3 protein-coding genes and 1 pseudogene are annotated in these 17,353 nt (G+C 63.6%); all 4 read left to right on the top strand.

Annotation, left to right across the window (positions count from 1 at the left end):
* Positions 1 to 99 precede the first annotated feature (99 nt).
* The 4 genes and pseudogenes from gspE to ACN1C3_RS28320 all read left to right on the top strand — a co-directional run bounded on the left by gspE (position 100) and on the right by ACN1C3_RS28320 (position 17,010).
* Entirely contained in the window at positions 100 to 1,518 is a 1,419-nt protein-coding gene (gene gspE / locus ACN1C3_RS28335; protein ID WP_419119034.1) for a type II secretion system ATPase GspE, read from the top strand.
* Entirely contained in the window at positions 1,518 to 2,729 is a 1,212-nt protein-coding gene (gene gspF / locus ACN1C3_RS28330; RefSeq protein ID WP_419119033.1) for a type II secretion system inner membrane protein GspF, read from the top strand. Before gspE ends, gspF begins: the two co-directional genes overlap by 1 nt.
* A 446-nt stretch (positions 2,730 to 3,175) precedes the next feature.
* A pseudogene (locus ACN1C3_RS28325) lies at positions 3,176 to 4,349 on the top strand (substrate-binding domain-containing protein).
* Positions 4,350 to 4,578: 229 nt separating this feature from the next.
* Positions 4,579 to 17,010 (top strand): filamentous haemagglutinin family protein, encoded by a 12,432-nt coding sequence (locus tag ACN1C3_RS28320; protein WP_419119032.1) that lies wholly within the window; start codon positions 4,579 to 4,581, stop codon positions 17,008 to 17,010.
* Positions 17,011 to 17,353 lie beyond the last annotated feature (343 nt).

Below are 17,353 nucleotides of genomic sequence, written 5' to 3'. Positions count from 1 at the left end.
CGGCAGCCCATTCAGTATGGTGGTGACTGACACCCCGCCATCGCGAGCAAGCTCGCTCCCACAGGGGATCTTCGGTGTTTTGCAGATGAGCGTGTCGTCATGAGCGCCTTGCCCTACGCCTGGGCCAAGGCCCAACGCATCCTGTTGCGCCATGGCGAGGAGGGCGCGGTGCTGACGGTGTGCCCCTCAACCCCCGGCTGGTCGATCAGCGAAGTCCGTCGCCAATTCGGCCCGGCACGCCTGGAGCGGGTGCGCGATGAAGAACTCGATGGCTTGCTCGCCAGTGCCTACGCCGACACCGGCAGCGCGGCGGCGGTGGTCGGGGCGGCGGAGAACGAAGTCGATCTCGACCGCCTGATGCAGGACATCCCGGAAATCACCGACCTGCTGGACACCCAGGACGGCGCCCCGGTGATCCGCATGATCAATGCCTTGCTCACCCAGGCGGCGCGGGACGAGGCCAGCGACATTCACATCGAACCCTACGAAAGCCATTCGGTGGTGCGCTACCGGGTCGACGGCACCCTGCGCGACGTGGTCTCGCCGCGCAAGGCCTTGCACGGCGCGCTGGTGTCGCGGATCAAGATCATGGCGCAACTCGACATTGCCGAAAAACGCCTGCCCCAGGACGGGCGTATTGCCTTGCGCGTGGCCGGGCGGCCGATCGACATCCGTGTTTCAACGGTGCCCACCGGCCACGGCGAGCGGGTGGTGATGCGCCTGCTCGACAAACAGGCCGGGCGCCTGCAACTGGAAACCCTCGGCATGGATGCGCAGGTGCTGGCCAAACTCGACACCCTGATTCGCCAGCCCCACGGCATCGTGCTGGTCACCGGCCCCACCGGCAGCGGCAAGACCACCAGCCTCTATGCGGCACTGGCGCGACTCGATGCCAGCACCAGCAACATCCTCACCGTCGAAGACCCGGTGGAATACGACTTGCCGGGCATCAGCCAGATTCAGGTCAACGCCAAGATCGACATGACCTTTGCCCTGGCGCTGCGCGCGATCCTGCGCCAGGACCCGGACATCATCATGATCGGCGAGATCCGCGACCTCGAAACCGCGCAAATCGCTGTGCAGGCCTCGCTCACCGGGCACCTGGTGCTGGCGACCCTGCACACCAACGACGCGGTGTCGGCGGTCAACCGACTGATCGACATGGGCGTCGAACCGTTCCTGCTGGCCTCGTCGATGCTCGGCGTGTTGGCGCAACGGTTGGTGCGACGCCTGTGCAATCACTGCAAGCAGGAAGACCCGGCGGCTCCCGGCACTTGGCGCCCGGTCGGTTGTGCGGCGTGCAACCACACCGGCTACAGCGGCCGTACCGGGATTCATGAATTGTTCTGTATCGACGATGACATTCGCACGCTGATCCACCAAGGCGCTGGCGAGCAGGCCCTCAAGGCCGCCGCCCGCCAAGCGGGCATGTTCAGCCTGCGCGAGGACGGCGAACGCTGGGTGCGCAGCGGTGCCACCGCGCGTGAAGAAATCCTGCGTGTAACACGGGACGCCTGATGAATCGCTACCGGTTTGAAGCCGCCGACGCCACCGGCAAAATCGAGGCCGGGCACCTGGAAGCCGACAGCCAAAGCGCCGCGTTCGGCGTCTTGCGCAGCCGTGGCTTGACCGCGCTGTTGGTGCAGATCGAAAACAACACGCCCTCGGGCGGCCCTGGCGGACTGTTCAGCGCCAAGCTGTCGGACAACGACCTGGCCTGGGCCACCCGGCAACTGGCGAGCCTGCTCGGCGCGAGTCTGCCGCTCGAAGCAGCCTTGAGCGCCACGGTCGAGCAAGCCGAAAAAAAACACATCGCCCAGACCCTGAGCGCGGTGCGCGCCGACGTGCGCAGCGGCATGCGCCTGGCGGAAGCCCTGGCCGCAGGGCCGCGGGACTTTCCGGAAATCTACCGGGCGCTGATCGCCGCGGGGGAGGAGTCCGGCGACCTGGCTCAGGTCATGGAGCGCCTCGCCGACTACATCGAAGAACGCAACAACCTGCGCGGCAAGATTCTCACCGCGTTTATTTATCCGGGTGTGGTCGGGTTGGTGTCGATTGCCATCGTGATCTTCCTGCTCAGCTACGTGGTGCCCCAGGTGGTCAGCGCGTTTTCCCAGGCGCGTCAGGACCTGCCGGGGCTGACCCTGGCGATGCTCAACGCCAGCGACTTTATTCGCGGCTGGGGCTGGTTGTGTTTCAGCCTAATGGCCGGCAGCTTCTGGGGCTGGCGCCTGTACTTGCGCAACCCGGCGGCGCGGTTGAGCTGGCACAGCCGCATCCTGCGCTTGCCGTTATTCGGCCGCTTCGTGCTGGGCCTGAACACTGCGCGTTTCGCCTCGACCCTGGCGATTCTGGGCGGTGCCGGGGTGCCGTTGTTGCGTGCGCTGGAGGCCGCACGGCAAACCCTGTCCAACGACCGCTTGAGCCTGAGCGTCAGCGACGCCACGGCCAAGGTTCGCGAAGGGGTCAACCTCGCCGCCGCGCTGCGGGTGGAAAAAGTCTTCCCGCCGGTGCTGATCCACCTGATCGCCAGCGGCGAAAAAACCGGCTCGCTGCCACCGATGCTCGACCGCGCGGCGCAAACCTTGTCCCGGGACATCGAACGCCGGGCCATGGGCATGACCGCGCTGCTGGAACCGCTGATGATCGTGGTCATGGGTGGGGTGGTGCTGGTGATCGTGATGGCGGTGTTGCTGCCGATCATCGAGATCAACCAACTGGTGCAGTAAAAGCTTCGCGAGCAGGCTCGCTCCCACAGGGGATCTGCGGTGTACACAAGTCCCTTGTGGGAGCGGGCTTGCTCGCGAAGGCGGCCTGACAAACGCCACCGCCCTCAAACTTTTTCTCCCTCATCCGCGCACCACCCGAGCCTTCCTCGGGTTCTCCGTTCTGTCATGTGCAACGGCAGATCAACCGTTCCAGCCAGCCCCTGCCAGATCCCGCCAGAACTCCCTCCCCAGACGCCTGTAAAGAGGTGACAAACACCCGAGAATTCCCCGAAAAATCAACGCCCGGCTCCCGAGGTTTTTTCCTTTATCTGTCACTGGAAGCTGCGAACTTCTAACCCATGGCCTCACCCCGGACGACCTTCAAGGCAAGGCGAGGATTTGAGCGCCATGGCGTCATTAAACGAGCACATCACCCCACGTACGAACACGACGAAAGGAGCTTCTTCATGTTTAAGCGCACTATGATCGCAGCCTCGTTGGCTGTTGCCGCACTGGCCTCGGCCCAATCCATGGCCGCTGTTGTTGGTGGCGGTGCAACCCTGCCGGAAAACCTCTACAACGGTACATCGACCCTGCCACGCCTGCTGCCGACTGACTTCAGCTACACCGGTGTTGGCAGCGGCGCCGGCAAGACCCGCTTTCCTGACCAACGCCCCGGCTTCGATCGGCCAACCTGCCGGTACGCCAGTGGATTTCGCCGGTAGCGACTCGGTGTTATCCCAGGCTGAACTGGATGCCTACAACAACCTCAGCACCGGCAAGGTTTCCACCTTCGGCAAGCTGATCCAGGTGCCAGCCGTTGGTACTTCGGTGACCATCCCGTACAAACGCACTGGCGTCACCACGCTGCAACTCAGCGCTACTCAGCTGTGCAACGTGTTCTCCGGCACCACAACTACTTGGGGCCAACTGCTGGGCACCGCTGACACCACCGCGATCAAAGTGATCTACCGTTCCGGCAGCAGCGGCACCACAGAACTGCTGTCCCGCTTCCTGAACGATTCCTGCCCAACCAAGTTCGGCGTAAACGGTACATTCACCACCGCCAACATCGGTGCAGAGCCTGCCAACTGGCAAGCCGTGGCCACCAGTGCTGACGTCGTGACCGCCGTCAACGCTAACGACGGTGCCATCGGCTACGTCAGCCCTGACTACGTCAGTGCCAACAACAACGCCGTGGTTGCCCGTGTCAGCAAGGCTGCAATGGCTGCCGGCACCGCGCCGCTGCCAAACGCCACGAATACCGGTACCGCGCTGGGTACCGCACTTGCACCGTCCACCGATGCAGACCGCGCCAACCCGCTGAAATGGGTACCGACCTTTGGTAGCAACTCTGCTGCCGGCGACCGTCCTGTTCCAACCACTGGCTACCCAATTGTTGGCTACACCAACTTCCTCGTAGGTCAGTGCTACGCCACCGCCGCCGACGCCACAGCTGTACGCAATTTCCTGACCGACCTGTACACCGGCGCCAAAGCCACCACCATCACGCTGCACTCGTTCGTCAGCCTGCCAACCGCGTACGCGGCTGAAATCAAGAAAACCTTCCTGGACAACACCTACGCCCAAGGCCTGGACATCGCTAACACCAGCGTCTGCAACAGCATTGGTCGTCCGTAAACCAAACGCCTGACATCACTTCGCGCGGTACCGGCGAAGGCAATAACAATCGGCAGCGGCCAACAAGGCGCTGCCGATTTTTGCGTGAGTGTGGGGTGGCCTTACCCGACCTATATGAACTTTGCATGACAAGCGTTCGGTCCCGGCCCGCGCCAACTGCCTTATCCCATATCAGCAGCGCCAGCGTTGCAGCAGCCCGTTTTTGAGAATTGCAAAAGGAAGAGTAGTGATGCCTCGCGGTAAAACCACGCCTGATCTGAATGTCCCTGTGCGCTCGATGGAGCATCCGTTGTTGCGCTTGAAACCGTTGGCCCAGGCCATTGCGTTGCTGATGATTGCCGGCAGTGCCGAGGCGGCCACGGCGTTCAGTTCCGGTTGGTTTGCCGCTAAGGGCGCGGCCCAGGCCAGTGGCGCCGCACGCCCCGGCGCGCAGGTGCCCGGCGCGCCGCCACCCCTGGCGCAGCAGCAGCGGGTCAATCAGCAGTTACAGCGTTCCCTGGACAATCTGAACAACACCGTGGCCGCGATTGCCGCGCAACAGGCCGCACAAGCGGCCGGGCGTCAGTTTGCCCTCGGGCAGCCGCAGAGCATTCCCAACGGGTTGGGCGAGGGCGGCCTGAAGGTCGATGACAATGCGCTGACCAAGGGCTGGATCAACGCCAATGGCCCTCAGCAGAGCCAGGCCGACGGCAAGACCACCGTGCGGATTCAGCAGACCGCCGACAAGGCGATCCTGAATTGGGAAACCTTTAACGTCGGTCGCGACACCACGGTGGAATTCGCCCAGCAATCGAACTGGGCGGTGCTCAACCGCGTCAACGACCCCAACGCCCGTGCCAGTGTGATTGCCGGCCAGATCAACGCGCCGGGCACGGTGCTGCTGGTCAATCGCAACGGCATCCTGTTCAGCGGCAGCAGCCAGGTCAACGTCCGTAACCTGGTGGCCGCCGCCGCGACCATCAGCGACGATCAGTTCAGCAAAAACGGCGTGTACGTCGACCTCAACGGCACTCAGCCAACGTTCAGCGATGCCTTCGGCAAGGTCGAGGTGCAGCGTGGCGCGGTGCTGCAAACCCTGCCGGCCGGGTCCTCCACCCAATCCGGTGGCTATGCCTTGCTGCTCGGCAGTGAGGTGCACAACGACGGGACGATCGTGACCGCCAAGGGCCAGACCACCCTGGCCGCCGGCGACAGCTTTTACATACGCCGTGGCGTGGGGACTGAAGGCAACCAGCAGTCGACGACGCGGGGCAACGAAGTCGCGACCAGCCTCAAGGTCGGCAGCACGGCCGGCACGGTGATCAACAGCGGGATCATTCAGGCGGCGACCGGCGACATCACGTTGACCGGGCATCAGGTCCAGCAAAACGGCGTGCTGCTAACCAGCACTTCGGTGGACGCGCGCGGCACGATTCACCTGCTCAACCCCGCCAGCGATGCGACCGGCAGCGTGACGTTGGGCCAGGGTAGCGTCAGCACGATTTTGTTGGAGCAAGGCACGTCGGCGCTGGACGGTCAGCGTCAGGCGGCGATCAATAACCTCAGCGGTGTGCTGCCGAATAACGTCACGGGCCATTTCGATAACCTGAGCAAAGTGACCGATCGCACCGATCAATCACGGGTGGAAATCGTCAGCGGCGGCACGGTGGATTTTCAGGGCGGTTCGATTGTGTTGGCCACCGGCGGGCAGGTTGCGGTCAGCGCCGGCAAGCGCAGCCTGGTGCGCGATGGCGCGATCATCGATGTGTCCGGTGCCATTGGCGTCAAAGTGGCGATGGAATCCAACAGCATCAAGGTCAATATTCAGGGCAACGAACAGCGTGATGCCTCGGGCAACCGCGACGGCGGGGCGCTCAATAGCACCGATGTGTGGGTCGATGTGCGTGACTTGGTGCACGTGGCTGCGGGCGTTAACGGCTACGCCACGGACCGTTGGTACACGGCGGGCGGTTTGCTGGAAGTGGGCGGCTACCTGGGCACCCGCAACCACAGCGTTGGTGAGTGGATGGCCCAGGGCGGCAGCCTGACGTTCACCGGCAATGACCTGGTGACCCAGCAAAACTCGCAGATCAATCTGTCCGGCGGTACCTTCGATGTACAAGCAGGCTACGTCCAGCAGAGTTGGCTCAAGGGCGCCGATGGGCGTTTGTATGAAGTGTCCAGGGCCCCCGGTGATTTGCTCTATACCGGCGTCTACAAGGGCTATGAAAGCCACAGCGCGCGCTGGGGCCAGACCGATTATTTCTACAACCCGCTGATTGCGCCGCGCCAGCGTTACGAAGCGGGCTACAGCGTGGGGCGTGATGCCGGGCAACTGGTGGTCGCCACGAACAATGCGGTGCTCGACGGCGAACTGGTGGGCAAGACCTTCCAGGGCGACCGACAAACCCAGGCACCTCAGGCCGGGCTCGACGGCTACCAGCAAACCCAGAGCAGTGCGCCCCGTGGCGCGCAACTGATCGTCGGCACGTACGTGCCGCGTTATTTGCAAAGCGCCGGCACCCTGAACTACCAACTGGGCGCGGTGCTGGACACGATCACTTTCAGTGACGAGCAAACGCCGCTCAGTGAGGCCATCGGCCTGGGTGACGTCGTGGCGACGGAGCGAAAAGGCAGCCTGTCCCTGGACAGTCGCCTGCTCAATGACTTCGAGCTGGGCGCGATTAACGTCGCGGCCAAGGACCGGATCGTGGTCGATGGCGCGTTGCAGGTGGCACCCGGTGGCGCCATTACTTTGTATGGCCCGCGCATCGACGTGAACGCTGACCTGACTGCCCGCAGCGGCAGCATCCGTGTGGGCAACGTGCTCACTCAACTGAATCTGGACAAGGTCGAAGACACGCAGTTGAGCGCGCCGGCGGGTAGCCGTGCGGCGGTGGTGGTAGCCGAGGGGGTCAAGCTCGATGCCAGTGGGTTGTGGCGCAATCAATCCCTCAGCGCAGTGGAAAGCGACGGCGTGGCCTATCGCAACGGCGGCACCGTGTCGCTGCGCAGCAGTGATGATCTGCTGTTGCAGTCGGGCAGCCGGATTGACGTGTCGTCGGGCGCGACCTTGCTCAGCAATAACAAACTGCTCGGCGGACTTGGCGGCAATATCACCCTGGCGGCGAACGCCAACAGCACCGGTGCCAATGGCCAATTGCTGATCGGTGCCGAGTTATTGGGGTATGGCGTCGATGGTGCCGGTACTCTGGATGTTCAGGCCGGCAAGGTACAGATCGGCAACCCCGCAGGCGCGGTGGATGACGGCACACTGGTATTGGCCGCGGACTTTTTCAACAAGGGCTTTGGCCAGTATCGGGTAACGGGTAGCCAGGGGCTGACCGTGCTGGCGGGCACCGAAGTTGATGTCACCCGTCCGGTGTATCGCCTGCGTTCGGGCGTGCAGGGCAACGACAGTTCGCTGACCGAGCAGTTGCTGGAAGTCTGGACCCCCGAGTTGTACCAGGAGGACCCGATCAAGGGCGTGCTTAGCCAACGGAGTGGCGCGGACCTGAGCCTGAACGCCGGGACGCTGCTGTCGCCATTGGCCGAGCGGCCGAATGTCAGTCTGACGGTGGAAAAAGGCGCGGTGTTGAACGTCGATCCGGGACGGTCATTGAACCTGGCGAGCATCGGACAGTTGACCGTCAATGGTCAGCTCAACGCCTGGGGTGGTTCGGTGACGCTGAGCCAGATTAACCCAGTCATCATTGATGCCGGCCTGGACGAGGCGGCGCACCAGCGCTCTATCCGCGTGGGCAGCAGCGGGTTGATCGATGTATCGGCGCGGGCCGTGACGGCCATCGACGCTCAAGGCCGGCGCTACGGCCGGGTGGGCGCTGGCGGCAGCGTTGTCATTGGCAGTGAGATCAACGCCGACCAGGGCACGGCCAAGGCGCCGGACCTGTTCGTGGTGCTGGAGCAGGGCTCGCGGTTGCTGGCCAACGGTGCCCAGGCCGAGTTAGACATTCGCGATCAGGGCGCGCGCTCGATAGCCGGTGCCGGCGGCAAGATCGCCTTGAGCTCCAACAATGGCCTGGTCATCGACGGCCAGCTCAGTGCGGCGTCGGGTGGCGCGGGCGCGGCGGGCGGCAGTCTGTCGGTGGCGCTGGAGACTGGGCTGTACCTCAATCGCACGATTGACAATGATGTGCGTGCGCCACGGGAGCTGATCCTCTCTCAAACGCCTGGCACTGCGATCGACCCAGCGGCACCCCTGGCCTATGGTCAAGGTCGCCTTGATGTGCAGCGGATTGTCGATGGCGGTTTCGACAACCTGTCGCTGCTGAGCAACGGCATCCTGTCGTTCGACGGTGATGTGAGCCTCAACCTCAAACAAAGCCTGAGCCTGTATGCCGGTTCGCTGGCGCTGGCGGAGAATGCCGCCAGTCACAGCCGAGTATCGTTGCAGGCGCCGTACTTGCGCCTGGCCGGTACAACGGCGCAGGGGACGGACGTCGCAACCCGTCCCACCGTGAAAGGCGGCTTGTCTGACCGCGACAGCCAGGCGCAACTGCTGTTAAGCGCCGATCTGATGGACGTGCGCGATGACGTCACTTTCGGTGCCCATGGCTTGCTGAAACAAAACACCGGCCCGGACGTGCTGGTGGATCGCCGAGGGTTCGCCCAAACCACGTTGCGCAGCGCGGGCGATCTGCGCTTCATCGGCGCATCGGCACTCAATGCCGCCGGGGTGACACAACTGCAGAGCAACGCTGATCTGGCCCTGCTGGCGGCACAGCTTTACCCTGTCACCGGGGCCAATGCGAGAGTCCGCACCACCACTGAATCCACCCTGAGCATCGGGCGCACCACCGACGCACTGCCGGCCGTGCCGTATTCGGCGTTCGGTCAGTTGAGCCTGGATGGCGGCACAGTCTTGCAGGGCGGGGTGATTCGAGCGCCGCTCGGCCTGCTGAACTTTGGTGATGTCGACAACGTGATGCAAACCCTGTCGTTCCTGCCCGGCAGCCTCACCTCGGTCAGCGGCGCGGGCCTGGTGATGCCTTACGGCGGCACGATCGACGGCCTGAGTTATCAATACAACGGCAAAACCGTCGAGTTGACTGGCGTTGGCGGCAGTGCCGGCAACAGCATCCTGAAGGTGGGTATTTCGCTGAAGAGCCCCAGTATCGATGTGCAGCCGGACGCGGTGCTGGACTTGTCCGGTGGTGGCGAGTTGACCGGTGCCGGGTTTATTTCCGGGCGTGGCGGCTCCACGGACGCCCGTTACAACCCGTTGGTGCAAAACGCGGCGGATGGCCATTTCACCTTGCCGGGGCTTTCGAGCAATCCGGTGTATGCCATCGTGCCGGGCAATCCATCGGCTTACGCGCCGCTGGCCGGCGAGCAGGGCGTCCGCGACCCGGTGATTGGCCAACGCATCACTCTCGATGCCGGCGTGCCAGGGTTGCCGGCCGGCACCTACACCTTGATGCCGGCCAGTTACGCCTTGCTGCCGGGCGCGTTCCGGGTTGAACTCAATGGCCTGGCCAGTGCCGGGACCTTGAGCAAAAGCCTGGCCATGCGCAACGGGTCATGGGCGACCTCGGGCCGATTGTCGATTGCCAACACCGGGATTCGCGATCCGTTGTCCAGCCAGTTGATCGTGACGGCGGGGGATGTGCTGCGTCGTTACTCCCAGTACAACGAAACCAGCTACGCCGCGTTCGCCAAGGCCGATGCCGCTCTCAAGGGCGTGCCACGGCCGATGATCGAGGCGGACGGCAAGACCTTGCTGCTCAACTTCCCCAATCGGGGCGCGGACACGCCTGCAGAAACGTTCAGCTTCAAGGGGCGAGCGGCGTTTGCGCCCACTGGCGAAGGGCTGGGGGGCAGCGTGGGTGTCATCGGCAATACCGGCGTGCTGGAAGTGTTGGGGGCCGGACAGTCTGCGACACCGGACTTCGTCGGCCCGTCGCTCTTTGACAGCGAACTGAATGCACTCAAGGCGCCACGGTTGACCATTGGTGCACTGCCGGGCGTGCAATATGGCCAGGGCGGCAATCTGGTGAGTTTCAACGCCCAACTGCGAGACATCTACCTGCGCCAGGGAGCGATGCTCAAGGCCGGGGAAGTGTTTCTGGTGGCGAATGGCCAAACCAGCGATGGCATCGTCATCGAGCAAGGCGCCGGCATCAACACGCTGGGGCAGGGCAAAGCGCCTTATGACTCACGCAGTGGCTTTGTCTATGACCCGGGAAGCAATGGCTTGCTGGCGGTTTCCAACGGCTGGCTGGACGTGCTGCCACCCACGGCGGTGCCTGATTCGTTCCTGGGGCCAAGCCCGGTCCGGGTCGGCCTGTGCACATCACTGGCCTGCACCGGCACCACGCAACTGTACTCGGAGGGCTCGATCACCGTGGCCACCGACAACACCTTCAGCCTGGATGATTCGGTGCGATTCGGCACCCGTAACCTGATCCTGGCGGTGGGCGGCGTCAATATCGGTTCGGCCGAGGCGTTGGCCGCCGCGCAATTGCGCAATGCCTTGCCGCAGGGCCTGACGCTCAATCAGCAAGTGCTCGACCGTCTGCTGCGTGGCGACACCGCCATGGGCGCGCCAGCCCTGGAAAATCTGGTGCTCAACGCCCGGGATTCGGTGAATTTTTATGACAGCGTAGACCTCAGTACCTTCGATCAGAACGGTCAGTCGCGCTTGCAGCGATTGGTGCTCGGCACACCGGCCATCTACGGTTATGGCGCGGCGGGCGACCGGGCGACGATTCGCACCGGCACCCTGGTCTGGAACGGCACCAACACCTTGCCGGCGGCACCGATCGCCCATGGCGCCGGCACCGGCAGCGGTTTGCTGGACATTCAGGTCGACACCCTGGAATTCGGCTACGGGCCAAACAGCCAGGCGAACAACAACGACAGTCAGCGCCTGGCTCTGGGTTTCAGTCAGGTCAATCTCACGGCCACCCAGCGCATTACCGCCAACCATACCGGTGGCTTGCAGGTCTATCAGTCCCAGGGCGACTACGTTGCCGGCAGCGGGTTCACCTACAGCGGCGGCGACCTGCGGGTCAGCACGCCGCTGTGGACCGGCGAAGCGGGTTCGGTCAACCGCATCAAGGCCGGCGGCGCCATCACGGTGTCCGGTATTGCCGGGCTGAGTGCCGGGGTCGTGGACGCTTCGGCGCTGGGAGCGGAACTGGGCCTGGAAGGTCGCAGCGTGCTGTTGGACAGCACGGTGCGCTTGCCCAGCGGCAAGTTGACCCTGGCCAGCGCCGGCGACATCACCCTGGGCGACGCTGCGCAGCTTGATCTGGCTGGCCGTGAGTTGGTGCTCAACGACGTGCGCAAATACAGCTGGGGCGGAGACCTGATCCTCAAGAGCGAAACCGGCAATATCCGCCAGGCGGCCGGGTCGGTGATCGACTTGAGTGCGCGCAACAACAATGCCGGGGAATTAAGCGCCTTCGCCTTGAATGACGCCGCCGGCCTGGTGGATTTGCAGGGGAGAATCCTCGGCAGCAGCAGTGGCGAATACAACGCTGGCGGCACGCTGGTGCCTTATGTCGCGGGCGGCGTGGACATTCGCGCACAAAGCGTCGGGGATTTTGCCGCGCTCAACCAACGGCTCAACCGCGATCAGGTCTTCGGTTCACGCAGCTTCCAGCTCAAGCGTGGCGACCTGGTGATCGGCAATGAGCTGAAGGCTCATGAAATCAACGTCTCGGTGGACAATGGCAGCCTGACGGTGCTCGGCACCGTTGACGCCAGCGGTCGGCAGGTGGGGAGTATTCGCCTGGCCGGTAAAACCGGGATGACGCTGGCCAGTACGGCGGTGCTGGATGCCCATGGCACGCAGTTGCGGGTGGACAGTTACGGCAAGATCATCGACTCGCCGAACCGCGCGGCTGTCGAGTTGACGGCCCAGGACGGCACGTTGGTACTGGCCCAGGGCGCACGGATCGATTTGCGGCATGGCACGGAGGCGCCGTCCGGCACTGGCGCCGGACAGAACGACGGTCGTCAACGCGGCACGCTGGAGCTGAATGCCCGTCGCCTGGGCGCGAATGACATTGACATCGATGCCCGTGGACCGCTGACAATTCAAGGCGCACGCTCGATTGCACTTAATGCCGTCCAGCGTTACACCGATGCGCCGCTTGCCAGCGATACCAACGCCGAGGGACGTCCGTATCAGGTGATCGATCAGGCGTACCTTGATGGCAAACACGCCGAAAGCGCCGCGTTTATCGATGCCGCGCTGCTCAACACGGCGTTGCTCAATGGCAAACTCGCCGGGCTGAACAACGCGACGTACGCCGACGCCTTCCACTTGCGTCCCGGCGTGCAGATCGCCAGCGCAACGCCGACTGGCGACATGGTGATTTCCGGTGATGTCGACCTGTCGGGTTACCGTTACGCCAGCCTTAACCCCCACAGCCAGAAAACCTCGGTCTATGGTTCAGGCGAACCGGGGAGCCTGGTGATTCGTGCCGGTGGCAACCTGGATATTTTCGGCAGCGTTACCGACGGCTTCATGCCGCCGGACCCGGCCGATGCCGTGGGGCGCACGGACGGTAACGGCTGGTTGTTGATCCCCGGCAAGCAACCGTTTGGTGGTGATGTGGTGGTGCCGCGTGGCGGTGTCGAACTGGCCGACGGTACGCAATACCCGGCGGGCAGCGTGCTCAACTATGACCTGCCGTTCAAGGCCATGACTTTGAGCGCGGGCACTTTGTTGCCCAACGCGCTGCTGCTGGACACACCGCTGAGCCTGGCGGCCGGCACCTTGTTCAGCGCCGCCGTGCGCGACGCCAATGGCAACGTACTGTTTGCGGCGGGCACGGTGTTGACAGAGGCAGTGACCTTGCAGTCCGGTACTCGCCTGGACGCTGGCAGTCGCTTTAAAGTCGATGTGGCGGTGCAGGCGGGCGTGTGGCCCAAAGGCATGGCGTTGCCGGCCACCGGCCTGGTGCAATCGGGTGCCAATACCTTGCCGATCGGTGGCGTGATCCCGGCAGAAACCGACGTCAAACTGGCGGACGGCACTGACCTGATCGAATTGCGTCCCAGCGTCAACGGGCAACAGGGCCGCAACTGGGCGGTGGCAACCCTGCTGCCGGACGGTTCGCAGTCGTGGTCGATGCGGCTGGTGGCCGGGGCTGATACGCAAGCGGCGGATACTCGCCTTACGCGGGTCGATGGCAGCGAAGGGCATTTGCGCCTGGCGGACGGGCATTACCTGGCTAAACGCGAAACCGTTGGTGAAAACCCCGGTACGGGCTGGCAGTGGAGCGACGAAAACGGCATCGCCGATCCGGGCACGCCCGTCTCGGAAGACCAACTTATCTTTTGCGAAATCTTTCCCTCTTGGTGCGTTCCCGTGCCGGTCAAAACAGTCTGGGTATGGGGGCCGGACAATCCTATTGCGGATCCTGGAACCCCCGTTCCTGAGGATCAACTTCAGTTCTGTTCGCTCTTCCCTTCGTGGTGCGTTGAAGTTCCGGCACCGCAAGAGCCGGCCCGCACCGTCGTGACCCCGAGCACTCAACTGTTCAGCGTCTTGCGCACCGGCACCGGTGATCTCGACCTGCTTAGTGCCGGCGACTTCAGCATGCAGTCGTTGTTTGGGGTCTACACGGCGGGCACGCAATCGGCCTCGCTCGCCACTGAAAGCAGCGATCCCTGGCAACAGGCGCGTGGGCGGGGTGCCGACGGCACGGTACTGGGTGCCGAGGCCAGCGCTTACGAGCCGCTGACTCAAGGGGCCGCCTACCAAGCCTGGTTCCCGGAGCAGGGCGGTAACCTGCGGCTGAACGCTGGCGGGCAACTACGCGGCGATACCCTGGGCCGCAAGTCATTTACCGATGGCGTGCGTCCACAACTTGGGTCGGCGGCGGTCGGCAATTGGTTGTGGCGCCAAGGCATGGGCAATGGCTCGGACATCCCGACGGCCTGGTGGATCAACTTCGGTACGTTTGTCGGGCAACCCACCGGCGATCCGGCGCTGGTGGGCTTCACCGGTATCGGTACCCTCGGCGGCGGCAATCTGCAGGTGAGCGCCGCCGGTGACGCGGGGTTGTTGGCTTACAGCGGTGTGACCGGTGATGCGTTGGTGCAGCGTAGCCAGGGTATCAACCTGGCCGTGGGCAGCACCGGTCGGGTGACCCGTGATGGCAACCTGGTGCTGACCGGTGGTGGTGACATGCAGGTCCATATCGGCGGCAGGCTAAACCCTTCGGCGCCGGCCCGGGTCGCCGCCAACGGCTCAACCGCCGATCTCAACGGTTCCTTGGTCAACCTGCGCGGAGCACTGCAATTGCAAGCCGGTGCAGTGGGGGCGCTGGACCTGATCTATGGCAGCTATGGCGCTACCCAGGACCCGAAAGAGTCCCGTGCCTATGATGCCTATGTTTCGACCAAGGCCAACGCACAAGGTGGTGTCACGGTGGTGGCCGGTGACGCCGGGGTGCGCCTGGACAGTCGCGGCGACCTGGTGCTCGACGGTGTCGGCGATCCCGGACGTCTGGAAATGCGTAACGCCACAGGCTTTACCGATGCAGCGGGTGTTGACCATGACGGTGGTGGTTATAGCGGCTTCTCATTGTGGACGCCGAACACCGCGATCGATCTGTTCAGCGCGGGCGGCAACCTGACGCCGTTCCGGAAGACTGAAATTCAGCCAAGCCTGAACGCTCCCGCCGCCGGCGGACGGATGTTTTACCCGTCGATTCTGCGGGCCGTGGCAGCCAATGGCAGTCTCTACTACGGCGCTTCCGCATCCGGGGGAAGTGGCGAGTCGTCAACGTATTCGCTGATGACGGCACCGTCGGCCAATGCCGAACTGCAACTGATTGCCAGCGACTCGATCTACGCGGGCGGTTACGCCGTAACGCAGTCTGGAGCCGATCCGGCGGGAATTCCCACACCCTTCAATCCGGCCTATTCGGGGGTCAACTTGCTCAATGGTCAGTCGATCTACAGCAACTTCAGTGAGCAAGTCTTTAGATCGGAAAGCAACGCTATCTCCTTATTCACCTTTGGCACGAACACGTTCAGCACCCAGTCCTGGCCGGAGCGCCAACCGGTGCGGTTCTATGCCATCAACGGCGACATCATCGGTTTGCGCACGGGTGAGATTCTGCGGTTTCCAGCCTTGGGCAATGAAGTCCGTTATGAGGGCAGCGGCCCTCTGAGAGTCATGGCCGGGCGCGACATCGTCAATGCCGGCATGCCATTGGGCACCTATACCAACGTATCCGCCACGGTCAGCGGTGCTGATGGTCAATCCACTGGCAACCTGATCGTTCACAGCCGGGCTGATGATATTTCCATCGTGTCCGCCGGGCGCGATATTCGCCTGAGTACCTTCAACATCGCCGGCCCCGGTTTGCTGGAAGTCAGCGCCGGGCGCAATTTGTACGGCGCCGGCTCAGGCGTGGCTCAGGTCTATCAGGAGGGTGGTTTCAACAGCATCGGTAACGCTGATTCCCGTGCCACGGTCAACGAGGGTGGCGCATCGATCTCGCTGATCGTCGGTGCTGGCGCCCAGGGGCCGAATTATCAAGGTTTGCTGAGCCGTTACCTGGGGCAGGGCGCAATCAAGAACTACAGCGCCGACCTGACCCAGTGGCTGCGCGAGCGCTTCGGTTTCATCGGCGATGAACGTCAGGCCGCGGATTATTTCGCGGCATTGCCGGCCGAGCAGCAGCGCGTGTTCGCTCGCAAGATTTACTTCGCCGAACTCAAGGCCGGTGGCCGTGAATACAACACGACCGGTGCCACGCGCAGCGGCAGCTACCTGCGTGGACGCGAAGCGATTGCGGCACTGTTCCCGGCCAAGGATGTGGCTGGCAATACGATCAACTACGACGGCGACGTGACGCTCTACGGCGGCGCGGGCATCCACACCGATTTCGGTGGCGACATCCAGGTACTGACGCCGGGCGGCCAGCAAATCTACGGCATCGAAGGCTCGGCGCCGCCGTCCACGGCAGGGGTGATCACCCAGGGTTCCGGCGACATTCAGCTGTATTCCCAAGGCAGCATTTTGCTCGGCCAGAGCCGGATCATGACCACCTTCGGCGGCTCGATTTTCGGCTGGTCGGCGCAAGGTGATATCAACGCCGGTCGCGGCTCGAAAACCACCGTGGTCTACACCCCGCCCAAACGCGTCTACGACACCTGGGGCAACGTCACGCTGTCGCCATCAGTGCCGAGCACTGGTGCAGGGATCGCCACGCTCAATCCGATCCCGGAAGTGGCGCCGGGTGACATCGACTTGATCGCGCCGCTGGGCACCATCGATGCCGGCGAGGCGGGGATTCGGGTCTCCGGCAACGTCAACATCGCTGCACTGACGGTGGTGAACGCGGCGAACATTCAGACCCAAGGCAAGTCCTCCGGCGTGCCGGTGACCGCGTCGGTCAATACCGGGGCGATCACCTCGGCCAGTTCGGCGGCGACCTCCGCCACCCAGGCAGCGGAAGACGTGGCTCGGCAGCAACAGGCTGCGGCGCGACAGAATCAGGCGTCGGTATTTACCGTGCAGGTGCTGAGCTTCGGTTCGGAACAACTGGCCCCGTCCCGCGATGGTGCGAGCCTGGCACCGACCAGGGGCTACAACCCCGACAGCCCGGTGCAAGTCCTCGGCGCCGGGGCACTGGATGACCAGGCCCGGCAGCAACTGACCGAGGAGGAACGCGGCCAGCTGACCCTATAGAACTCTCGTTGTACCCACCTTTGAGGTAGCCGATTTGGCTGCCTCTTTTTTTTGCGTGCGCCAGGCATGGCGCGTTGCGCGTAAGCGCAACCAGTTTGGCTGTGGTGGCCACGCTGGTGACTTGGAGGTGAAAGTCCTCTACACACCCGGCAAGGGGAAGTGTTAGCCAGAGGCAAGGGTGTCGCGGGTGACTGCGAATCTGAAGGAAGCCCGAGGCAAAATGCTGGTCTGACGAACAGGAAGCGGATTAGGCGGCGTAGCGGGGTAAGACGGCGCATATCGTCAAAGCCCAATACTTGCATGGAACGCTGCGACGTAGATCCGACAGGCATAAGCAGGAAGG

The sequence above is a fragment of the Pseudomonas sp. H11T01 genome, from assembly GCF_048515765.1.
In the GTDB taxonomy this organism is placed as follows: domain Bacteria; phylum Pseudomonadota; class Gammaproteobacteria; order Pseudomonadales; family Pseudomonadaceae; genus Aquipseudomonas.
This window is presented reverse-complemented; position numbering and strand designations above follow the sequence as displayed.